Origin of the sequence: Streptomyces sp. NPDC102402 (genome assembly GCF_044765765.1) — a bacterium.
Taxonomy (GTDB): Bacteria; Actinomycetota; Actinomycetes; order Streptomycetales; family Streptomycetaceae; genus Streptomyces.
Map to the genome: position 1 here is coordinate 716948 of NZ_JBIWKR010000002.1, position 20823 is coordinate 737770.

Here is a 20823-nt window from a genome sequence, read left to right on the forward strand (position 1 = left end):
CTGCGACCCTGCCCGTATGACCGGATCCTCCGCACCCTTCGACCCCTCCGCACCCTTCGGCCCCTCCGCACCCCTCGGCCCCTCCGATTCCGACGCCCGCTTCGAGGCGCTCGTCGAGGAGGCCGACGCCGTCTCCGTCGAGGGCTGGGACTTCTCCTGGCTCGACGGAAGGGCCACCGAGCAGCGTCCGTCGTGGGCGTACGCGCGCACCATGGCGGGCCGCCTGGCGGGGGCCCGTGCCGCGCTGGACATCCAGACCGGGGGAGGGGAGGTCCTCGCCTCGGCGCCCGTGCTGGCGCCGCTCACCGTGGCCACCGAGTCGTGGCCGCCCAACATCGCCCGTGCCACCGCGCTGCTCCACCCGCGCGGCGCCGTCGTCGTCGCGGACTCCGACGAGCCGCCGCTGCCCTTCGCGGACGGCGCCTTCGACCTCGTCGTCAGCCGGCATCCGGTGACGGCCTGGTGGGAGGAGATCGCCCGGGTGCTGGCCCCCGGAGGGACGTACCTCTCACAGCAGGTGGGCCCCGAGAGCGTGTTCGAGCTCGTCGAGTACTTCCTCGGCCCGCGGACCGCCGAGGAGCGCGGCGCCCGGGATCCGCGGCGCGCCCGGGAGGAGGCGGAGGCCGCCGGACTGGAGGTGGTCGACCTGCGCGCCGAGCGGCTTCGCGTCGAGTTCCTCGACATCGGTGCCGTCGTCTACTTCCTGCGCAAGGTCATCTGGATGGTGCCGGGCTTCACCGTCGGCGCCTACCTGCCCCAACTGCGCTCCCTGCACCGGCTGATCGAGGAGGAAGGGCCGTTCGTCGCGCACAGCGCCCGCTTCCTGATCGAGGCACGCAAGCCGCCGGGGGTGCCAACGGGCCTGCGCTGAGGCGGACTTCGCGGAGCGCGGATGCAACGGCACGACCTGCCCCTCCGTCCTACCTACGAGTAGTGCGACCCTGGTGGTTGAGCGCACAACGAAGGAGCAGGTCATGTCGGTGGGAAGGGAATTGCCGGGCGAGGAGATGAGCCGGCCGACGGGCCGGCCGCGCCACGGAAGGGCCGACTGGCTCACGGGTGCGCGGATCACCGCCGTACACGGCCTGTTCTACCGGCCCGAGGGCCGCGCGGGGGAGCCCGAAGCCGTCGAGTTCGTCCTGGAGGGCGGCCAGTCGGTCCTGCTGACCTGTGCGTCCGACCGGACGCTGAGCATCACCTCAGGTGCCTGGCCGGGCCTCCCCGACTGGTGTGTACCCGCCGGCCAGTGGCAGTTCGAACAGCTCGACCGGCTGCCGCCGCCGCCGTACGGCGGCGCCTGGACGGTCATCGGCACACAGGAGCGGCGCGACGGCCACGGCGAGGTGCGCGAGGCGGTGATCCGCTGCGAGAGCGGTGACTTCGTGATCCACGGCGGCGACACGGTGGCCATCCGGTTCGTCCCCGGGCTGAGCCCGGCCGGGCCGTCGTCCTATGCGTGACCGCCCACCGTCACCTTTCCCACCGTCAGCTGCGGGGTCCCCTCCAACACCTCGCCCACCCGTTCGACCTGCGCCTCCAGCTCCCGCCTCCGCCCGGCCGTCAGAGGGCGGAGCGGCTCCACGGTCACCGCGATCCGCTTCCCCGAGCGCCGCTGGTGCCACACCCCGGCGACCACGCCGTCCACCAGCAGCACCGGGAAGTTGCCCGCCTGGCCCCCGGCCAGCGCCCGCTCGTACGCCGCGCCCGGGAAGAGCCGCTCCCGGGGGCGGGACGCGATGGTGAAGGCGTCGAAGTAGGGGAGCAGCCGCACCCCGCGCGGCGCCTCCGAAGGGAACCGGGTGTCACCCGCCTCCACCCAGGAGGCCCCGCCGTCCCCGAACGCCACCTCCTCGATCGCACCGGCCCCGGCCAGGGCGTCGAAGAGACGCACGGCCCAGCCGCGGGGCGCCGCGAGCCACTGGGCGAAGTGGGCCGGCGTGGCAGGACCGTACGCACGCAGATAGCGCCGCACGAGCGCGGCGGTCGCTTCCGGGCCGGGCATCGGGACGGTCCCCGGGTTGGTGTACGTGGCCTTGCGGCCCCGGTTCGGCGCGTAGCACAGGGCGCCCCGATGGCCGGCGAGGTGCAGCACCTGGCGCCAGCGGGGCCACATCCCCTGGAACGCGGGCATCACCAGGTCCCCCGCCCAGGGGCCGGTCCGTGCGACCACCTCGTCGGAGAGCTCGTCGATCGTGAGCTCCACGCCGGCCAGGCTGTCGGCCACCGCGGCCACCACCGCCTCGACCTGGTCCGGTGTCATCCGGGCGTCCTTCGGGAACGCACTGCTGCCCGCCGGCACGGCGGACAGGGCCCCGGTCCACATCGGCAGCTCCCCGGCGGGCAGCAGATGCACGGTGCCCCGGGGGCCGAACGTCTTCACGAGGGTCCGGTCCGTCCACAGCGCCGTACGCACATCTGTGCGCGTCGTCCCCGGCGTGCGGAGCCCGGCCGAGAGCTCGGCGGCGGACAGCACCTGCGCGTGGGCCCCGAGCATCGCGGCGACGGCGCCGGAGACGTCATGGGCGGGGCGCGCCGCCGCCGAGGCGTCCGGGGAGAGGAACTGCCTGTCGAGGCGCCGGGCGTTCGCCCCGGACCAGGTCACGGGCGTGCCGTGGGCTCGTGTCGTCATGGGCCGAACCTAGGACCCGTACAGGACGGAAACCGTCCGCGACGACCTGGCCGGTGCGCGCCGCGACGCCCGCCCCGGGGTTCCCTCAGCGCAGCCCGCCGAATCCGGAGAGTGATTATTCGGTGGCGTGGCACGCAGCATCACTTACGAAGGGTTATGGTGGAAACCCCCCCTCGGGCCGGTCCGTAACCCCCCCCACGGACCGGCCCGTTTTTTTGTGCCCGGACCGCGGTCCGTATGTGCGGCCCGTGTGAAGGGCCGGTCGTGGCCCCGGCCGCGTACGGGATATCCGGGCCGGGCGGCGGGGGATCAGCCCCGGTTCGCCCAGATGTTGGTGCTCGCGGTGTCCACGGCGAAGGTGTCGATCTCCTTCAGCTCGGTGGCGGTCAGCGCCGGTGCCCCGAGGGCGGCCACGTTCTCCTCCAGCTGCTTCACACTCGACGCGCCGATCAGTGCCGACGTCATACGGCTGTCACGAAGGACCCAGTTGAGCGCCAGCTGGGCGAGGGACTGCCCGCGGCCCCGCGCGATCTCGTTCAGCCCGCGCAGCCGGCGCACCATCTCCTCGGAGAGCAGCCCCGGGTCCAGGGACTTGCCCTGGCTGGCGCGCGAACCCTCGGGGATGCCCGTCAGGTACTTGCCGGTGAGCAGCCCCTGGGCGAGCGGCGCGAAGGAGATGCAGCCCATGCCCGCCGCCTCCAGGGTGTCGAGCAGCCCGTCGGACTCCACCCAGCGGTTGACCATCGAGTAGGACGGCTGGTGGATCAGGGCGGGTACGCCCATCTCCCGGAGGATCCTGGCGGCCTGTGCCGTCTGCTCCGCGCTGTAGGAGGACACGCCCGCGTACAGCGCCTTGCCCTGGTTCACGGCGGTGGCGAGCGCCCCCATCGTCTCCTCCAGCGGGGTGGCCGGGTCGAAACGGTGGGAGTAGAAGATGTCGACGTGGTCGAGCCCCATCCGACGCAGCGAGGCGTCGAGCGAGGACAGGAGGTACTTGCGGGACCCCCACTCGCCGTACGGGCCGGGGTGCATCAGATAGCCGGCCTTGGTGGAGATGACGAGCTCGTCCCGGTACGGGGCGAAGTCCTGGCGGAAGAGCTTGCCGAAGTTCAGCTCGGCCGAGCCGGGCGGCGGGCCGTAGTTGTTGGCCAGGTCGAAGTGGGTCACGCCGAGGTCGAAGGCGCGGCGCAGGATCGCCCGCTGGGACCCCAGGGCGCGGTCGTCGCCGAAGTTGTGCCAGAGGCCGAGCGAGACGGCCGGGAGCCTGAGCCCGCTGCGGCCGGTGCGGCGGTATTCCATGGAGTCGTAGCGTGCGGTATCGGCGAGGTAGGAGAGGGAATCAGTCACGTTTCACTCCTTATCACGGAGTTGTGACAGGCCGGGTTGGGCCCCTGTGACCCGTCCGCAGTAATGTGGCCGCTTCGGGACATGCCGATCCGCGGCGCGAGAGCGCGGACCGCGCGGCGATCCCCCGGGGGGCGGCCCCGGACCCCCCGTGAGGGGGAGGGCGGGCCTCGGGCCCGTACGGAACCGAGAGGGTGAACTCAGTGAACTTGCGCGACCTGGTGTACGGGCTCTACGCACGCCGGGTGGGAGGCCGCCTGGATCACGACCAGGTGCCCAAGCACATCGGAGTCATCCTCGACGGGAACCGCCGGTGGGCGAAGGCGTCCGGGGGGTCGGCCGTGCAGGGGCACCAGGCCGGGGCGGACAAGATCTCCGAGCTGCTCGGCTGGTGCAGCGAGACGGACGTCGAGGTCGTCACCCTCTGGCTGCTGTCCACGGACAATTTCGACCGGCCCGAGGCGGAGCTCATCCCGCTGCTCGGCATCATCGAGAACACCGTCCGCCAGCTGGCGGACGACGGACGGTGGCGCGTCCACCACGTCGGCACGCTCGACCTCCTGCCCGAGCGGACCCAGACGGTCCTCAAGGAGGCACAGGAGGCCACGGCGGGTGTCGACGGGATAATCGTCAACGTCGCCGTCGGCTACGGCGGACGCCAGGAGATCGCGGACGCGGTGCGCTCCCTCCTCCTGGAGCACTCCGCCAAGGGCACGACCTTCGAGGAGCTCGCCGAGGTCGTCTCCACCGACCTGATCTCCGAGCACCTCTACACCCGCGGACAGCCCGACCCGGACCTCGTGATCCGCACCAGCGGGGAGCAGCGCCTGTCGGGCTTCATGCTCTGGCAGAGCGCCCATTCGGAGTACTACTTCTGCGAGGTCTTCTGGCCGGCCTTCCGCAAGGTCGACTTCCTGCGCGCCCTGCGTGACTACGCGGCGCGGCACCGGCGCTACGGGGCCTGAGGGGGCGCGGCACGGCCGGCCGGGAGCGGGGCTGCACGGAACCCGTCCTGGCGCACCTCGTCGCAGGCAGGGGCATGGCTTCGGGTGTTCGAGGGAATACAGCTCTCAGGTCGATGTCCGGTCAGCAACCAGGCGGACGTCGCATCCAAGTGAGCGGCACCCAGCCCGCTCGCCCGGGAGGCCCTTTGCACACGAAGGACCGCACATCGTGCGGCCGACGCGGAGGGCCGGAGTTCGGCCCGCGCACGGGTCCGAACCCGGTCCGTCCTCTCCCTTGGGGAAGATCCGCGACCCTCAGTCGCACTCCCCGACCTCGTCCGAGGGGGTACGTCCTTCCGTGGTGACCAGCACCAAGCGCCGCATGCCCGACAGGCGCACCTATGTTCTCGACACCAGCGTCCTGCTGGCCGACCCCAACGCCATGGCCCGCTTCGACGAGCACGAAGTCGTGCTCCCGATCGTGGTGGTCACGGAGCTGGAGGCCAAAAGGCACCACCCCGAGCTGGGATACTTCGCCCGTCAGGCCCTGCGTCTGCTGGACGACTTCCGCGTGCGGTACGGCCGGCTGGACGCCCCGATCCCGCTCGGGGACCTGGGCGGGTCGCTCCGTGTCGAACTCAACCACTCCGACCCCGGCGTCCTGCCCGCCGGCTACCGGTTGGGGGACAACGACTCACGGATCCTCGCGGTCGCACGCAATCTGCAGGCCGAGGGGTACGACGTCACCGTCGTCTCCAAGGACCTGCCGCTCCGGATCAAGGCGTCCTCGGTCGGGCTCCTCGCCGAGGAGTACCGCGCCGAACTGGCCATCACCGACTCCGGCTGGACCGGTATGTCGGAGCTGGCCCTGGCCGCCGAACAGGTCGACCTGCTGTTCAGCGAGGAGAGCCTCTACGTCCCCGAGGCCGCCGACTTCCCGGTGCACACCGGGCTGGTCCTCCAGTCCGAGCGCGGCAAGGCGCTCGGCAGGGTCACGCCCGAGGGCAACGTCCGCCTCGTGCGGGGCGACCGGGAGGCCTTCGGGATCCACGGCCGCAGCGCCGAGCAGCGCATCGCGCTCGATCTGCTCCTCGACCCGGACATCGGCATCGTGTCGATGGGAGGCAGGGCGGGCACCGGAAAGTCCGCCCTGGCGCTCTGCGCGGGTCTGGACGCCGTGCTGGAGCGCCGGCAGCACAAGAAGGTGATGGTCTTCCGGCCGCTGTACGCGGTCGGCGGGCAGGAGCTCGGCTATCTTCCCGGCAGTGAGTCCGAGAAGATGAGCCCCTGGGCGCAGGCCGTCTTCGACACGCTGTCAGCGGTCGCCGGGCGCGAGGTCATCGAAGAGGTGCTGGGACGCGGGATGCTGGAGATCCTGCCGCTGACCCACATCCGCGGCCGGTCGCTCCACGACGCGTTCGTCATCGTGGACGAGGCGCAGTCCCTCGAGCGGAACGTCCTGCTGACCGTGTTGTCCCGGATCGGGGCCAATTCGCGGGTGGTGCTCACCCACGACGTGGCGCAGCGGGACAACCTCAGGGTCGGCCGGTACGACGGAGTCGTCGCCGTGGTCGAGAAACTGAAGGGGCATCCGCTCTTCGCGCACGTCACGCTCACCCGTTCCGAGCGCTCGCCGATCGCCGCGCTGGTGACCGAAATGCTGGAGGACGGCCACATCTGACCCGGAACACCCCATAGATGCCGCCCGGAGAGCCAAGCAGCTTAGCCGGGCGGCATCGTGCTGCGCCGTCATTTCCGAAAAAGTCGTGCGCCAAACGGGGTGTGAGCTTTCACACGCAACACAGAATTGCAACGCACCGTGTCCTTCCGGCAGAGTCTTGCTTCCGTCAGGCCCCGCATACGGCACTTGGGCACCTCCAGAGGCGCCACGCACCACACAACTCAACAGAAGCCGTCCGTATGCCGCCCGCGAGTACCACGCGGCGCTTCCGCAAGGGAGTGCCCACCGGGCCCGTGCCTCCCGTGACCCAAGCAGTAGGGAGGCCAGTGTTCAGGGGCACGATTGCGCCCGCGAGGTCACCTAAGCGGGCGATGCTGGAAGGACACCGTGTGAGCCGGATCTCGGTCCGGGGGTTCGCCGTGGCATCTGCCACCGCGGTCACCACCGTAGGCGCCGTCGTAGGCGTTGCGTCGGGCAGCACTCCCGCTGTCGACGACAACAACTTCGAGGCGGCCGCAGCCGACACCACGCTGCTCGCAGACATCCCCGCGGGCCAGCAGGCCCAGGTGCAGACCGCTTCGCTGACGCAGCAGGCCGACGCCCAGGCGTCCGCGGCCGACGCGGCGGCCAGGAAGTCCGCCGAGGAGACGGCCCGCATCCAGGCCGCCAAGGACGCCAAGTCCAAGAAGCAGGCGGCCGAGGACAGGGCTGCCGAGGCCGAGCGTGAGGCCAAGGAGAAGAAGGAGGCCGACGCCGAGCGCGCGAGCCGGTCCTCCGTCCGTGACGCCTCCTCGTTCTCGGCGCAGGGCTCGTACAGTGTCGCCGAAGTGCAGGCGATGGCCCGCCAGATGGTCCCCGCCGACCAGTTCCAGTGCTTCAGCAACATCGTGAACCACGAGTCGACGTGGAACTACAGGGCGAGCAACCCCTCCTCGGGCGCGTACGGCCTCGTGCAGGCGCTGCCCGGCTCCAAGATGTCGTCCGCCGGCGCCGACTGGCAGACCAACCCGGCCACCCAGATCAAGTGGGGCCTCAGCTACATGGACGGCCGTTACGGCAGCCCCTGTGGCGCCTGGTCGTTCTGGCAGGCCAACAACTGGTACTAGGAGCCCCGCGAGGTTCCACGCTCAACTCCGAGATGCCCCGCACCGTCCTACGGTGCGGGGCATCTCGCGTGTACGGTCGTCCGGACAGCTCCGGGGGCGTGTGCGGGGCGTATGGGGGAAGGAAAAAATCATGTCGAAACTTCCGGGTTGGCTCGGTCGGCTGGGCGCCGAACTCACCGAGATCGGGGCGCGCCTGGAAGAACGCCGCGCCGAGGGTGAACGTCGCGCCGATGCCGACGCGACCAGCGTGTCCTCGTCCACGCTCTCCACCGTCGCCGCCGAGCGGGTCCCGCGCCCGCCCACGTACGCCCCCTCCGTCGCCGCCAAGCCCGAACCCGTGGCGGCGATCCCCTGGGGGATGCGCGTCGCGGCCGAGGCCGGCTGGCGGCTGCTGGTCCTGGCCGGCACGCTCTGGGTACTCATGCGGATCATCAGCGCCGTGCAGCTGGTCGTCCTCGCCTTCGTCGCCGCACTGCTCGTGACGGCGATGCTCCAGCCCACCGTCGTACGGCTGAGGCGGCTCGGGCTGCCGCGCGGGCTGGCGACCGCGGTCACCGCCGTACTCGGGTTCGTGGTCATGGGGCTGGTCGGATGGTTCGTCGTCTGGCAGGTGATGGACAATCTGGACACCCTCTCCGACCGGGTCCGTGACGGGATCGACGAGCTCAAGCGCTGGCTCCTGGACAGCCCGTTCCACGTCACCGAGTCGCAGATCAACGACATCGCGAAGAACCTCAGCGACACCATCGGCACCAACACCGAGGAGATCACCTCCGCCGGTCTCCAGGGCGTCACGGTGATGGTGGAGTTCCTCACCGGCCTGCTGCTGGCGATGTTCTCGACACTCTTCCTGCTCTACGACGGGAAGCGCATCTGGCAGTGGGTCCTCAAGCTGGTGCCCTCCCAGGCCCGTCCGGGCGTCGCCGGTGCCGGACCGCGAGCCTGGCGGACCCTGACCGCCTACGTGCGGGGCACCGTGATCGTGGCCCTGATCGACGCGATCTTCATCGGGCTGGGGATCTACTTCCTCGACGTGCCCATGGCGGTCCCGCTCGCCGTCTTCATCTTCCTCTTCGCCTTCATCCCGCTGGTCGGCGCCGTGGTCTCCGGCGCCCTCGCCGTGGTCGTCGCGCTCGTCACCCAGGGCGTGTTCACCGCGCTGATGGTGCTGATCGTGGTGCTCGCCGTGCAGCAGATCGAGGGCCACATCCTGCAGCCCTTCATCCTCGGCCGCGCCGTACGCGTCCACCCGCTGGCCGTCGTGCTCTCGGTCGCGGCGGGCGGCATGGTGGCGGGCATCGGCGGTGCGGTCGTCGCCGTACCGCTGGTGGCGGTGACCAACACGGTGGTCGGCTACCTGCGCTCGTACGCACCCGACGCGGCCGCACTGCACGGGCCCGGGCCCCACGGCGCCACCGCGCTCTCGTTCGCTCCGACGGAACCGCCCGTCCCGGCGGCCGAGGGCCCGGACGACCCCGCTCCCGCGGCGGACGAGGACGGCCGCTCCGACGGGACCGCCCCGCCGGACGAACAGAAGAGGTAGCGGGGGCGGGCAGGGCGCGGGCCGGATCGGCCGGGCGCCCGCCTGGGAGCCGGCCGTCGTCGCCGGCGCCCCGGACACCGTCGCCCGGCCGCTGCACAGAAGAAGGGCCCCCTCGACGGTCGGTCGTCGACGGGGCCCTTCTCGTACAAAGGTACTGCGCGTTGCTACTCGGCGAGCACGGCCTCGGCCTCGAGGGTCACGCCGACCGCCTGGATCACCGAAGCGATCTTGACGGCTTCCTGAATGGTCTCACGGTCGACGCCTGCCTTGCGCAGCACCTGCTCGTGGGAGTCCAGGCACTGGCCGCAGCCGTTGATCGCGGAGACGGCGAGCGACCACAGCTCGAAGTCGACCTTCTCGACGCCCGGCTTGCCGATGACGTTCATCCGCAGACCCGCACGGAGGTTCCCGTACTCGGGGTCCGACAGCAGGTGCCGGGTGCGGTAGAAGACGTTGTTCATCGCCATGATCGCCGCGGCCGACTTCGCCGCGGTGTACGCCTCGGCGGAGAGGTTGGCCTTGGCCTCCGGCTCCAGCTCGCGCAGCACCTTCGGCGAGCGCGAGGCGATCGCGCAGGCCAGGACGGTGCCCCACAGCTGCTGCTGGGGGAGCTCGCTGTTGCCGATGACCGAGCCGAGGTTCAGCTTCAGGTCCTTGGCGAAGTCCGGTATGGCGGACTTCAGTTCATCGAGTGCCATGTCGTATCAGCTCACTCGCCCGAGAGGAGCGCGACCGGGTCGAGGGTGTTCTCGCCCTTGGTCCAGTTGCAGGGGCACAGCTCGTCGGTCTGCAGGGCGTCGAGGACCCGCAGGACCTCCTTGGGGTTACGGCCCACGGACCCGGCGGTCACCATCGTGAACTGGATCTCGTTGTTCTGGTCGACGATGAAGACGGCGCGCTGGGCGAAGCCGTCCTCGCCCTCGATGCCGAGGTCACGCATGAGCTCGTGCTTCGAGTCGGCCAGCATCGGGAAGGGCAGGTCGGTCAGGTCCGGGTGGTCCTTGCGCCAGGCGTGGTGCACGAACTCGGAGTCGCCGGAGAAGCCGAGGACCTGCGCGTCGCGGTCGGCGAACTCGTCGTTCAGCTTGCCGAAGGCGGCGATCTCGGTGGGGCACACGAAGGTGAAGTCCTTCGGCCACGCGAAGATCACTTTCCAACCCTCATACGTCTTGTGGGTGATGGTCTCGAACTCCTCACCCTTCTCCAGGGAGACGCAAGCAGTCAGTTCGAACTCGGGGAACTTGTCACCAACGGTGAGCATGATTCGGGGCACTCCTGTGTTGCTTGGGGTTGGACCTGAGCACAGTCCCACATGCCCCATTGATCACGGAAATCGGCCACGTCGAAGGGATTGATAGAAGTGGGCGATCAGTGGTAAGTCCCGGCGATCCGTCCCGGCGGCTGAGACTCGTGGGAGAGGCCGGCCCGACCGCAGCCGGACGGGGGCTGCTACTCACTTCCCGCCCTCAATCCATACGACCTCGATCAGCGAGCGGTCGAACCTGCGACCACGTCCCGCTGGGTGGACCATTACGGCCCGGATCGACTCACGGAGCCGGACTTTTTTCTGCGAGACCGAGTATCCCTTCCACTCCTCGGGAAGGGACGGGGAGATGTTCTGCCTGCTGACCTTCGCGGCGACCAGCTGCCGGCGCTGTCGGTTCAACTCGTCCCGCTCGCCCTCGAGCTCCTCGATCAGGTCGAGTGCCGTGCTCATGCTGATGCGCTTCGCCCTGCGGCGTTCGCTGACCTCTGCGATCTCCTGGTCGATCCTGGCGAGCCGGACGTCGTGCTGCGTCTCGTTGATCTCCACTTGTCCGGCAGCCGTGCCGAGGCTCCGGCGGACCTCCAGGAGGAAGGCCTCCTCGACCATGTGCTCCATCGGGGGGCCGACTCTGGTGACGCCACCGCACCCGCCGAGCGTGGTGAGGCAGGCGTACCGATAGCCGTACCGCTCGTGGGAGGTGGTCCCCTTCGAATACTGGTTCGACATCAAGGGGAAGCTGCACTTTCCGCAACGAGCGATCCCGGAAAGGAGGTACTTGGCCGAGGTGGTGTGTGCTGCCCGACCCTCGGCCCTGGCCCTCTTCCGCTCCTCGATGGTGGCCACGCACGCTTGCCACTCTTCGGGAGAGACGATGGCTTCCCAGTTACCCATGACGGGCTTGCCGTCCTTGCGCACGACGAAGTCGGGCATCCACGGCCTTGTGGCCTCACGCCGCTCGGCCTGAGGCAGGTAGGTCCTGTAGCCGCAGATGCGGGGGTTGATGAGGCGAGTCTCGACGGTGCTGTGTTGCAGGGTCTGTGTCCCGGGCTTCCTCTTGTTGCGCCTGGGTTCGTATCCGAGATCGATCCACTGCTTGCGGATTTCGCCGACCGTGAGGCCGCCAGGAATCGCGAGGACTGCCTTGCGAAGCTCTTCGGCCTCGGTGTCATGCAGCGTCCGGCGATCTTCGGCCCATCCGAAAGGCCGCGGACCTCCGTGCATGTGTCCGCGCTCGGCCAGGCCCTTGTTCTTCCGGGCGACGCGTCGCCGGGTGCTGTACACCTCCATGCCGCCCATGGTGGCCTGGATGGTGAGCATCGATCGGCCCTCTTGAGTGGACAGATCGGTACCACCCGTGACTGCCCGCCCCACGTACGTGGGATTGAGCTGGAAGAGTCTGTTGATCCGGGCCGCATCGTATTCCTGCCGGACCAGGCGGTCGGAGTGGTAGAAGAGGATGCCCCGGATGGTGCCGTTCTCCAGGTCGACCAGCAGCGCTTCGAAGGCGTTGCGGACGCTGTGCGGGTCGCCGGCCGGGCGGTTGTTGTCGTTGTAACGGCGAGTGATGGTGACGCCCAGCTCGGCTGCCAACTCGTCCATGTCTTTGAACTGCTCGGCAACCTGTTCGCCGATCTCGCGCCAGTCGGCAGCGTTCGCCCTGAGCGCCTTGTCCTCCGATACGCGCGCATAGGCGCCTACGGGAATCACGGCATGTCCTCCCCGGAAGTTAGCTCAAGGGGACGTTAAGGCTGGTAGGGCGTGACCAGCCCTTATATTGGGACATCACACACGAAAGTGTTTTCCGGTGGTAATGGCGCGCACGAAGGCGATCTTCCGTCGGGGGTGAGCTCCCCCATCGTGGCACTGAGTGCATTGATTGTGGATCTGGATACACTCGGCCCGTACGATCGGAGGTGCCTATCAGTGGCGTATGTAAATCAGGCTATTAGGGTCAAGCAGCCCAGCCTCTCGCAGCTGCGCGCCTTCACGGCCGTGGCGGAACATCTGCACTTCCGGGATGCGGCGGCAGCAATCGGGATGAGTCAGCCGGCACTCTCCGGAGCCGTGTCCGCGCTGGAGGTGGCACTGGGTGTCCAGCTCATCGAGCGTACGACCCGCAAGGTGCTGCTCTCGCCCGCGGGAGAGCGCCTCGCGGTGCGGAGCAGGGCCGTACTGGAGGCGCTCGGTGAGCTGATGGAGGAGGCCGAGGCGGTGCGGGCCCCCTTCACCGGCGTGCTCAGGCTCGGGGTGATCCCGACGGTCGCGCCGTATCTGCTGCCGGCCGTGCTCAGGCTCGTCCACGAGCGCTACCCGGACCTGGACCTCCAGGTCCACGAGGAGCAGACCTCCTCACTGCTGGACGGACTCGCGGCCGGCCGGCTGGACCTGCTGCTGCTCGCCGTGCCGCTCGGGGTTCCGGGAGTCACGGAGCTGCCGCTCTTCGACGAGGACTTCGTGCTCGTCATGGCGGAGGAGCACCCTCTCGCGGGGAGCACCGGCCTGCCCCGCGAGACGCTGCGCGATCTGCCGCTGCTGCTGCTCGACGAGGGGCACTGCCTGCGCGACCAGGCACTGGACATCTGCCGGGAGGCGGGCCGGACCCAGGGGACTCCGGTGACGACGACCGCGGCCGGGCTCTCCACCCTGGTGCAGCTCGTCGCGGGCGGACTCGGGGTGACGCTGCTGCCGCGTACGGCGGTGACGGTGGAGACCGGGCGCAACGAGGCACTGTCCACCGGGTACTTCACGGACCCGGCGCCCTCGCGGCGGGTCGCGCTGGCCGTGCGGACGGGCTCGGCCCGCCACGAGGAGTTCGAGGAACTCGCCGCCGCGCTGCGCGGTGCGCTGGGAGCGCTGCCGGTACGGGTGCACGCGCGGGGGTGAGCGCCGACGCGCTCACCCCCGCACGGGTCCTCACTCCGTCCGCAGGCCGTCCGGGCGCATCATGCGCCACAGCAGGGGCAGCGAGAGCAGGGTCACGGCCACGACGAGGGCCCCGCCCGCGCCCGCCAGCGGGAGGAACACCCACCACCGCGTGACCGTCTTGGCCAGCATCCAGGTCATGACGGCCCCGAGCGCGACACCGCCCGCCACCGCGACCAGGAGGCTGACGGCCACCGGGACGGCCGTCTGCCAGAGCACCGACCAGCCGAGGGTGACGCGCCTCGTGCCGAAGGCGACCAGGACCGACAGCAGCCGCCTGCGCTCCCGGAGCTGCTCCAGCTGGGACACCAGCATCGACGCGGCGATCAGCAGCAGTGTCACCAGCGCGCCGAACCGCAGCCCCGTCTGCACACTGGCGTACTGGCGGTCGCGGGTCATCGACGTCAGGGCGGCGACCCGCATGCCCGGGTCGATCCTGGCGGCGGTGTTCCGCACGTACTCGGCGACGTCCTCGACGTCGTCGTCGACCTTGATCTGCGCGATGGTCTGGGCGTCGGGCAGCGTGCGCGGGTCGACGGCACCGACCGTCGCCATGATGCCCCAGTGATCGTCGCCGAGCGCGTCGGGCCTGGACGTGACGGTCCGGGCGTCCGCGGGCAGGGTCCAGAGCAGCCTCTTCCCGCCCGGCGGCAGCTCGGCACCGGAGTCGAGCTCCACTTCCTTGCCCTTGCGTGCCGTCTCGTCGACCCAGTCGCTCATCTCCTTGTCGCCCCTGGGGTGGACGACGAAGGCGTCGCCGTCCGCGCAGGAGCCGATCTCGGCCAGCTCCTTCAGGGTGGCGCAGTCGCCGACGCTGAGGGAGGTGGTCGGGGTGACCTGGTCCTCCTCGTACGTCCCGGGCTTCGTCACGTACGTCTCGACCGTGCCGATGACGGCCTCGACGCCCTTCGTGGACCGGAACTCCTCGATGGTCCTGGTGGCGGCGTCCCCGCTGACCTTCTCCGAGTAGGTGTGGAACTGGGCGCGTGACGGGTCCTGCCCCGTCATGTGCGTGAACTCGTCGCCCATCGCCGCGAACAGCATCTGCAGGGCCACGGCGCCCGCGACCGCGACGGCGATCCCGCTGACCGCGCGGGAGGCCGCGCCACTGTTCAGCTGGAGCCGGCGGACGGCGAGCTGCCAGGACACCGGGCCGCGGCGCAGCGGGCGTACGCACGCCTCGACCAGCCAGGGCAGCAGCAGGGCGAGCCCGACGAGGACCAGGACGGCGCCGGCCGCGATGGGGTACGGGTCGACGAAGTCGCCCTCGCCCACCCTGCCGGTCACTCCCAGGACGGCCAGTCCCAGGGCCGGGACCGGCAGGCGCCACCAGAGGCGGCGCTTGCGGCGGCCCGTGTCGCGTACGACGCCCAGCGGTTCGACGATGACCGCGCGCATCGCGACGAGCGTGACCAGGACGGCGCAGAGCGGCACCGCGACGGCGATGAGTGCCGCCGGCCACGGCGAGGGCGTCAGGTCGGACGGGAAGACGCTGTAGTTCCACACCTCGACGTAGCCGCTGAATCCGCGGCCCACGAGGAAGAAGGCCGCCCCCGCGAGCAGCCCGAGCAGCGAGCCGAACAGGGCTTCGCCCGCCGCGATCCTGCGGGTCGACCGGATGTCCGTACCGACCAGGCGGAGAGCGGCGAGCCGGCGGTCGCGGCGGTCGCCGCCGAACCGCACGGCCGTGGTGATGAAGATGGCGACGGGTGCCAGCAGCACGACGCAGACCATGATGACCAGGACGACGAGGGCGGGCGGGAGCGGCTCGTCCTTGACCCTGTCCCCGTAACCGTCGACCCGATGGCCGCCGGCGGCCGGGGTCAGGGTGTCGCTGCCGGCGTAGAAGTACAGCTCCCCGGGGGAGAGCAGGCCCGCGTCGCCGATCGTCGCGGTGATCCGGTACGGGAGGCGCTCACGCAGGAGGCTGCCCTCGGGCGAGGCCAGCAGCTCCTTCAGTGCGGGGGAGGCCACCATCTCGCCTGGGCCGGGGAGCGCCCCGACTCCGGGCGGGGTCACCGGGTGCGCGCCCTCCGGACGCACCAGGAAGCCGCCGACGACCCGGCCCCTGTACTCGGTCTCCGCGTTGGTCCGCAGCACGGTGGTGTCGGACCTCGCGGCCTTGTCCTCGTACGATGCGGCGCTCTCCTGGCGGGCCAGGTCGCGATGGGCGCGCTCCGCCAGCAGATGGGGGACGGAGGAGGCGATCAGCAGGAGCGCCACGCCGAGACCGACCCCGACGGCGGTGAGCGCGGTCCGCGCCCAGCCCTCGCGGCCGCCCGCCGCGGCGAAGCGTATGCCGAGGCCGAGATCGCGCAGCCAGGTCATACGGCGTACTCCAGGTCGCGGCAGCGGCCGTCGCGGACGACGACCTCGCGGTCCGAGTACGCGGCCACACGTGCCTCGTGCGTCACGAGCACGACGGCCGTGCCGGACGTCCGGGCGGACTCGGTGAGGAGCTCCATGACCCGCTCGCCGTTGAGGGAGTCGAGCGCGCCGGTCGGCTCGTCCGCGAAGACCACCTTGGGGGAGGCGACCAGGGCGCGGGCGACGGCGACGCGCTGGCCCTGGCCGCCGGAGACCTCGCCGGGGCGCTGGGCGGCCAGGTCCTCGACCTCCAGGCGCGCCATCCACTCCAGGGCGGTGCGTTCGGCGGCCTTGCGCCGGACCCCGCTGAGACGGAGCGGCAGGGCGACGTTCTCCACGCAGGTCAGCTCGGGGACCAGCTGGCCGAACTGGAAGACGAAGCCGAAGTCGCCGCGGCGCAGGGCGCTGCGTTCGGCGTCGGACATCGCGGAGAGCTCGCGGCCGGCGTAGGTGACCGTGCCGGAATCGGGTGTGACGATGCCGGCGAGGCAGTGCAGGAGGGTCGACTTGCCTGATCCGGACGGTCCCATGACGGCGACGACCTCGCCGGGGTGCACGGAGAACGAGGCGTCGTCGAGCGCGGGTGTCGAGCCGTAGGCCTTGTGCAGGCCCTGGGCGGTGAGGAGGGAGCCTGCGGGGGTCACGGGGCGACCACCTCGGCGAGGCGGCCGAGCCGTGCGGCGGTCAGTTCCAGCCAGCGGAGGTCGGCTTCGAGGTGGAAGAGCGCGTGGTCGCAGATCAGCTGGTCGGCGAGGTCACCCTTGCGCTTGCGGTCCGTGAGGATGCGCATCAGGCGCAGGTGCTCCGAGCGCTGGGCGTCCAGCAGATCGGCGGCGCTGCGGCCGGTGAGCAGGGCCAGGACGACCTTCGTGTAGAGGGTCGACTGGAGGTAGGGCTCGGGCTTCTCGGGCTGCGCGAGCCAGGTGGCGACATCGGTGATGCCGGCGTCCGTGATGGCGTACCGCTTGCGCTCGGGCCCGCCGTCCGTCTCGACCCCGTCGACCTCGACGAGGCCGTTCTTCAGGAGGCGGGACATGGTCGCGTAGACCTGGCCGTAGTGCAGGGGGCGATCGTGCCCGAACTTCTCGTCGAAGGCCCGCTTGAGGTCGTAGCCGTGGCGGGGGCCGGACTCCAGGAGCCCGAGGAGGGTGTGACCGATTGACATGATCCGCACTGTACACGAGGTGTATACCTCGCGTGTATACGCCACCGGGGCTGCCGGGCCGGGCCTGTTTCCGCAGGTCCGGCCCGGCCCCGGGGTCAGCCTGTGGGCGCGGGTGGCTCGGGCCGATCGGTCGGCGGGGCCTTCGGGGGTCGCCCCCGGCGGGGGATCGGGCCCGCGCCGCCCGGGAGCCGGCCCGCCTCCGCCAGTGCCCGCCGCAGCAGGAACTCGATCTGCGCGTTCGCGCTGCGCAGCTCGTCCGAGGCCCAGCGGGCCAGCGCGTCGTGCACCGCGGGATCCAGCCGCAGCAGCATCTGCTTGCGGGCGGGGCCGCGCCGGGCCGGCCTGCCGGGAGGGGGCGCCGCGTCGTCGGTCACTGGTAGAGCGTGCCCGTGTTCAGGACCGGCTGCGCCGACCGGTCGCCGCACAGCACCACCATCAGGTTGCTGACCATCGCCGCCTTGCGCTCGGAGTCGAGCTCGACGATGTCCTGCTCCGCGATCCGGGTGAGCGCCATCTCGACCATGCCCACCGCGCCCTCCACGATCTGCTGACGAGCCGCGACGACCGCCCCCGCCTGCTGTCGCTGGAGCATCGCCGAGGCGATTTCCGGGGCGTAGGCGAGGTGGCTGAAACGGGACTCGATGATCAGGACGCCGGCGGCCTGGACCCGTGCGGTGAGCTCGACCGCGAGCTTCTCGGTGATCTCCTCGGCGTTGCCGCGCAGGGAGAGGCCGCCCTCGTCGTGGGAGTCGTACGGGTACTCGATGGCGATGTGCCGCACGGCCGCCTCGGTCTGGGTGGCGACGAACTCCAGGAAGTCGTCCACCTCGAAGAGGGCCTGAGCGGTGTCCTCGACCTTCCACACGACGATCGCGGCGAGCTCGATCGGGTTGCCGTAGGCGTCGTTGACCTTCAGGACGGCCGTCTCGTGGTTGCGGACCCGGGTGGAGATCTTGCGGCTGGAGGTCAGCGGGTTCACCCAGCGCAGGCCGTCCGCGCGGATCGTCCCGACGTAGCGGCCGAAGAGCTGGATGACCCGTGCCTCGCCCGGAGCGACCATCTTCACACCGCTCATGCAGAAGAAGGAGGCGAGGGTGAGGAGCAGCCCGAGGATGAGGAGCGGCACACCGGCGGCCTTGCTCCCGTCGGAGCTCAGGATGCCGCCGACGACGGTCAGGGCGACGCCGAGGAGCACTCCCAGGACGGTCAGCAGGAGCCCCAGCCCGCCGGGGATGGAGTGGGCGGTCGTCTCCCTGACCTGCGGAGCGGGCATCTCGGGCGCGTCCGGTGTGAGGTCGGCGCCCGGGCCGCCGGTGCCGGGAAGGTCGTGCGGTGCGGACATGGTTCCCCCGTCTCGTGCGGCGTGGTGCCGCGCTATCAATGTGATTTCACATTAACGCGTTTCGCAACCTTGTGCATCCCTCGCGAGTCGGTTCCTTGAGGACCGGGTGCTGATTCTCACGTCCGGAAAAGGCCGGATCGTCTGCCTTTTGTCCCGGCTTTCAGTGTTAGCTGGCAGGTCTGACCGGAGCGGTACGAGCAGGAGAACAGGAGCACCACAGCGATGGGTCGAGCGGATGAGCGCCGGGCCGCCAGGGGTGGCGGCATACGCCGGCTCTTCACCTGGCGCAGGATTCTTGGCACCTTCTTCGGGCTGTGCCTGCTCGTGATGGGCGCCTTCGCGGCGCTCTACGTGTACGTGGACGTGCCGGAGGCCAACGCCCAGGCCCAGAAGCAGAGCAACGTGTACAAGTACAGCGACGGCAGCGTGATGGCCCGCACCGGCTCCGGGGTCAACCGGGAGATCGTCGACCTGGACGTCGTGCCCAAGAAGGTCCAGCACGCCTTCGTCGCCGCCGAGAACAAGTCCTTCTACCGGGACCAGGGCGTCGACCTCAAGGGCACCACGCGCGGCGTGCTCAACACCCTCGCCGGCAAGGGCAAGCAGGGTGGCTCCACGATCACCCAGCAGTACGTGAAGAACTACTACCTCACGCAGGACCAGACGGTCACCCGCAAGCTCAAGGAGCTGGTGATCTCGCTCAAGGTCGACCAGCGCATGAAGAAGGACGACATCCTTGCGGGATACCTGAACACGGTCTACTACGGGCGCGGCGCGAGCGGCATCCAGGCGGCGGCGCAGGCGTACTACGGCGTCGACGCCAAGGACCTCGACACCGCCCAGGGCGCCTACCTGGCCTCCCTGCTCCAGGCCCCCAGCCAGTACGACTGGGCGTACGCCTCACCGACCGGCAAGAAGCTGGTCAAGCAGCGCTGGGCCTACACGCTGGACAACATGGTCGGTGAGGGCTGGCTGAGCAAGGCCGAGCGGGACAAGCTGACCTTCCCCGTGCCCGACTCGCCGAAGGCGGCCGCCGGTCTCGACGGCCAGACCGGCTATCTCGTCGAGGCCGCCAACCAGGAGATGAAGCGCCAGGGCATCACCGAGGAGCAGCGTGAGGCCGGCGGCTGGACGATCACCCTCAACATCGACAAGAAGAAGCAGAAGCAGCTCGAGAAGTCGGTGAACCGTCAGCTGGAGGACCACCTCGACCGGGAGAAGAACAAGGTCGACGCCACGGTCCAGGCGGGCGCCACCTCGGTGGACCCGAAGACCGGCAAGGTCGTCGCGCTGTACGGCGGTGTCGGTGCCACCGAGCACTACATCTCCAACGCCACCCGTCGTGACTACCAGCCCGCCTCGACGTTCAAGCCGCTCGTGCTCGCCTCCGCCCTGGAGAACGAGTCGACCACCCAGGACGATGACCTGATCGGCCTGAACACCGTCTACGACGGCACCAGCAAGCGCCCGGTCGTCGGCAGCGACACCCCGTTCGCCCCGCAGAACGAGGACGACCGCAGCTACGACAGCCCGACCGTCCAGACGGCGATGAACAAGTCGATCAACTCCGTCTTCGCGCAGATGGTCGTCGACGTGGGGCCCGCCGCCGTGAAGAAGACGGCGCTCGACCTGGGCGTGCCGGACGAGAACTTCCCCGAGCGTCCCGCGATCACGCTCGGCACCATGAACGCCTCCACGTGGGACATGGCCGGGGTCTACGCCACCCTCGACAACCACGGCAGGAAGGTCACCCCGACCATCGTCAAGTCCGCCGAGCACCGGGACCGCACCATGGAGCCCGTCGACGGCATCGGCGGCCAGGTGATCAGCAGGGCCTCCGCCGACACGGTGACGAAGGCCATGACCGGTGTCGTCGACTCCGGCTCGGGTTACGAGGCCAACACCTCCGCCTACGACGCCGCGGGCAAGACGGGCACGTCGGAGAACAACAAGGCGGCCCTCTTCACCGGCTACACCCCGGAGCTCGCCACCGCGGTGGCCCTGTACGGCGAGTCGCCCAAGGCGGGCGGCGGCCAGGTCAGCCTCACCGGCACGGCCAGCTCCGGCCGGGCCAACGGTGGCGGGTTCCCCGCGAAGATCTGGGCCGACTACACCCTCGGCGCGCTGGGCGGCGGCTCGGACGCCACCTTCGACCTCCAGGGCGTGGAGCGCGGGGAGACGGCCGTGACCGAGACCCCCTCGGCCACCCCCTCCGAGACGGAGGAGCCGTCCGAGACGCCGTCCGAGACGCCGTCCGAGGAGCCCTCCCAGTCTCCGAGCGAGACACCCGGCGAGGAGTCGCCGCCGGTCGAGACGCCGAGCGAGACCCCGTCGACGACGCCGAGCGGGACTCCCAGCACCACCAAGGACCCCGACGACGGTGACCAGCCGCCGGGTGAGCGGCCGGGCAGCGGGGACCTGTTCGGGCAGTAGCGGAGAATGAGGGGCGGGTGCCGGAAGGCACCCGCCCCTCACACGTGTCCGGCGTCAGCCGCCGTCGGCCTCGCACCCGG

At 70.3% G+C, this 20823-nt stretch carries 18 protein-coding genes; 8 read left to right on the top strand and 10 right to left on the bottom strand.

Annotated elements, in window-relative coordinates; translation table 11 throughout:
• The first annotated feature begins 16 nt into the window (after positions 1–16).
• A complete protein-coding gene (locus tag ACIRJR_RS08160) occupies positions 17–871 on the top strand; it encodes a class I SAM-dependent methyltransferase (protein WP_403775584.1) in 855 nt (284 codons plus the stop codon).
• 103 nt (positions 872–974) lie between these two features.
• Positions 975–1460: a hypothetical protein gene (locus tag ACIRJR_RS08165; RefSeq protein WP_403775587.1), complete on the top strand. Its 486-nt coding sequence runs from the start codon at positions 975–977 to the stop codon at positions 1458–1460.
• Here the strand turns inward: ACIRJR_RS08165 and ACIRJR_RS08170 are convergent.
• Both ACIRJR_RS08170 and mgrA read right to left on the bottom strand, forming a co-directional pair.
• A complete protein-coding gene (locus tag ACIRJR_RS08170) occupies positions 1451–2629 on the bottom strand; it encodes a winged helix DNA-binding domain-containing protein (protein WP_403775590.1) in 1179 nt (392 codons plus the stop codon). The two genes, ACIRJR_RS08165 and ACIRJR_RS08170, sit on opposite strands and share 10 nt — an antisense overlap.
• A gap of 309 nt (positions 2630–2938) precedes the next feature.
• A complete protein-coding gene (gene mgrA / locus ACIRJR_RS08175; RefSeq protein WP_403775593.1) occupies positions 2939–3976 on the bottom strand; it encodes an L-glyceraldehyde 3-phosphate reductase in 1038 nt (345 codons plus the stop codon).
• 200 nt (positions 3977–4176) lie between these two features.
• On the opposite strand from mgrA, the gene ACIRJR_RS08180 reads away from it, so the two are divergent.
• From ACIRJR_RS08180 to ACIRJR_RS08195, 4 genes are all read left to right on the top strand, one after another.
• Positions 4177–4938, top strand: coding sequence for an isoprenyl transferase (locus ACIRJR_RS08180; RefSeq protein ID WP_403775596.1), 762 nt, complete (start codon positions 4177–4179; stop codon positions 4936–4938).
• Between the two features lie 337 nt (positions 4939–5275).
• Positions 5276–6598: a PhoH family protein gene (locus ACIRJR_RS08185; protein WP_403775599.1), complete on the top strand. Its 1323-nt coding sequence runs from the start codon at positions 5276–5278 to the stop codon at positions 6596–6598.
• 389 nt (positions 6599–6987) lie between these two features.
• On the top strand, positions 6988–7704 hold the full coding sequence (locus ACIRJR_RS08190) for a lytic transglycosylase domain-containing protein (RefSeq protein WP_403775602.1): 717 nt from the start codon (positions 6988–6990) through the stop codon (positions 7702–7704).
• A 130-nt stretch (positions 7705–7834) separates the two neighbouring features.
• The gene (locus tag ACIRJR_RS08195) at positions 7835–9247 is read left to right on the top strand and encodes an AI-2E family transporter (RefSeq protein WP_403775605.1); all 1413 of its coding nucleotides are present in this window, start codon (positions 7835–7837) and stop codon (positions 9245–9247) included.
• Between the two features lie 164 nt (positions 9248–9411).
• Here the strand turns inward: ACIRJR_RS08195 and ACIRJR_RS08200 are convergent, their stop codons facing one another.
• The 3 genes from ACIRJR_RS08200 to ACIRJR_RS08210 form a co-directional block, all read right to left on the bottom strand.
• Positions 9412–9945 carry an alkyl hydroperoxide reductase gene (locus ACIRJR_RS08200; protein ID WP_073744727.1) on the bottom strand — a complete coding sequence of 178 codons (534 nt, stop codon included), beginning with the start codon at positions 9943–9945 and terminating at the stop codon, positions 9412–9414.
• Between the two features lie 11 nt (positions 9946–9956).
• Complete coding sequence (locus ACIRJR_RS08205) at positions 9957–10508, bottom strand: peroxiredoxin (protein WP_205018603.1); 552 nt, start codon at positions 10506–10508, stop codon at positions 9957–9959.
• Between the two features lie 192 nt (positions 10509–10700).
• Positions 10701–12221, bottom strand: a complete 1521-nt coding sequence (locus tag ACIRJR_RS08210; RefSeq protein ID WP_403775609.1) for a recombinase family protein — start codon at positions 12219–12221, stop codon at positions 10701–10703.
• Between the two features lie 216 nt (positions 12222–12437).
• On the opposite strand from ACIRJR_RS08210, the gene ACIRJR_RS08215 reads away from it, so the two are divergent.
• Entirely contained in the window at positions 12438–13397 is a 960-nt protein-coding gene (locus ACIRJR_RS08215; RefSeq protein ID WP_403775612.1) for a LysR substrate-binding domain-containing protein, read from the top strand.
• A 30-nt stretch (positions 13398–13427) separates the two neighbouring features.
• Here ACIRJR_RS08215 and ACIRJR_RS08220 read toward each other — a convergent pair whose 3' ends face one another.
• The 5 genes from ACIRJR_RS08220 to ACIRJR_RS08240 all read right to left on the bottom strand — a co-directional run bounded on the left by ACIRJR_RS08220 (position 13428) and on the right by ACIRJR_RS08240 (position 18310).
• Positions 13428–15764: an ABC transporter permease gene (locus ACIRJR_RS08220; protein ID WP_403775615.1), complete on the bottom strand. Its 2337-nt coding sequence runs from the start codon at positions 15762–15764 to the stop codon at positions 13428–13430.
• Complete coding sequence (locus tag ACIRJR_RS08225; protein WP_403775618.1) at positions 15761–16447, bottom strand: ABC transporter ATP-binding protein; 687 nt, start codon at positions 16445–16447, stop codon at positions 15761–15763. The genes ACIRJR_RS08220 and ACIRJR_RS08225 overlap by 4 nt, the downstream gene beginning before the upstream one ends.
• Positions 16444–16968, bottom strand: a complete 525-nt coding sequence (locus ACIRJR_RS08230) for a PadR family transcriptional regulator (protein ID WP_403775621.1) — start codon at positions 16966–16968, stop codon at positions 16444–16446. Before ACIRJR_RS08230 ends, ACIRJR_RS08225 begins: the two co-directional genes overlap by 4 nt.
• Before the next feature lie 95 nt (positions 16969–17063).
• Complete coding sequence (locus ACIRJR_RS08235) at positions 17064–17342, bottom strand: hypothetical protein (RefSeq protein WP_403775624.1); 279 nt, start codon at positions 17340–17342, stop codon at positions 17064–17066.
• Positions 17339–18310, bottom strand: coding sequence for an SPFH domain-containing protein (locus ACIRJR_RS08240; RefSeq protein WP_403775627.1), 972 nt, complete (start codon positions 18308–18310; stop codon positions 17339–17341). The genes ACIRJR_RS08235 and ACIRJR_RS08240 overlap by 4 nt, the downstream gene beginning before the upstream one ends.
• Before the next feature lie 222 nt (positions 18311–18532).
• Between ACIRJR_RS08240 and ACIRJR_RS08245 the strand changes: the two genes are divergently transcribed.
• The gene (locus tag ACIRJR_RS08245) at positions 18533–20743 is read left to right on the top strand and encodes a transglycosylase domain-containing protein (RefSeq protein WP_403775630.1); all 2211 of its coding nucleotides are present in this window, start codon (positions 18533–18535) and stop codon (positions 20741–20743) included.
• Positions 20744–20823: the final 80 nt, after the last annotated feature.

Excerpts from the sequence above, each read along its gene's own strand:
- ACIRJR_RS08160 (WP_403775584.1), top strand. The coding sequence starts at position 17 with ATGACCGGATCCTCCGCACCCTTCGACCCCTCCGCACCCTTCGGCCCC.
- ACIRJR_RS08165 (WP_403775587.1), top strand. The coding sequence starts at position 975 with ATGTCGGTGGGAAGGGAATTGCCGGGCGAGGAGATGAGCCGGCCGACG.
- ACIRJR_RS08170 (WP_403775590.1), bottom strand. The coding sequence starts at position 2,629 with ATGACGACACGAGCCCACGGCACGCCCGTGACCTGGTCCGGGGCGAAC.
- ACIRJR_RS08195 (WP_403775605.1), top strand. The coding sequence starts at position 7,835 with ATGTCGAAACTTCCGGGTTGGCTCGGTCGGCTGGGCGCCGAACTCACC.
- ACIRJR_RS08200 (WP_073744727.1), bottom strand. The coding sequence starts at position 9,945 with ATGGCACTCGATGAACTGAAGTCCGCCATACCGGACTTCGCCAAGGAC.
- ACIRJR_RS08205 (WP_205018603.1), bottom strand. The coding sequence starts at position 10,508 with ATGCTCACCGTTGGTGACAAGTTCCCCGAGTTCGAACTGACTGCTTGC.
- ACIRJR_RS08220 (WP_403775615.1), bottom strand. The coding sequence starts at position 15,764 with ATGACCTGGCTGCGCGATCTCGGCCTCGGCATACGCTTCGCCGCGGCG.
- ACIRJR_RS08230 (WP_403775621.1), bottom strand. The coding sequence starts at position 16,968 with ATGTCAATCGGTCACACCCTCCTCGGGCTCCTGGAGTCCGGCCCCCGC.
- ACIRJR_RS08240 (WP_403775627.1), bottom strand. The coding sequence starts at position 18,310 with ATGTCCGCACCGCACGACCTTCCCGGCACCGGCGGCCCGGGCGCCGAC.
- ACIRJR_RS08245 (WP_403775630.1), top strand. The coding sequence starts at position 18,533 with ATGGGTCGAGCGGATGAGCGCCGGGCCGCCAGGGGTGGCGGCATACGC.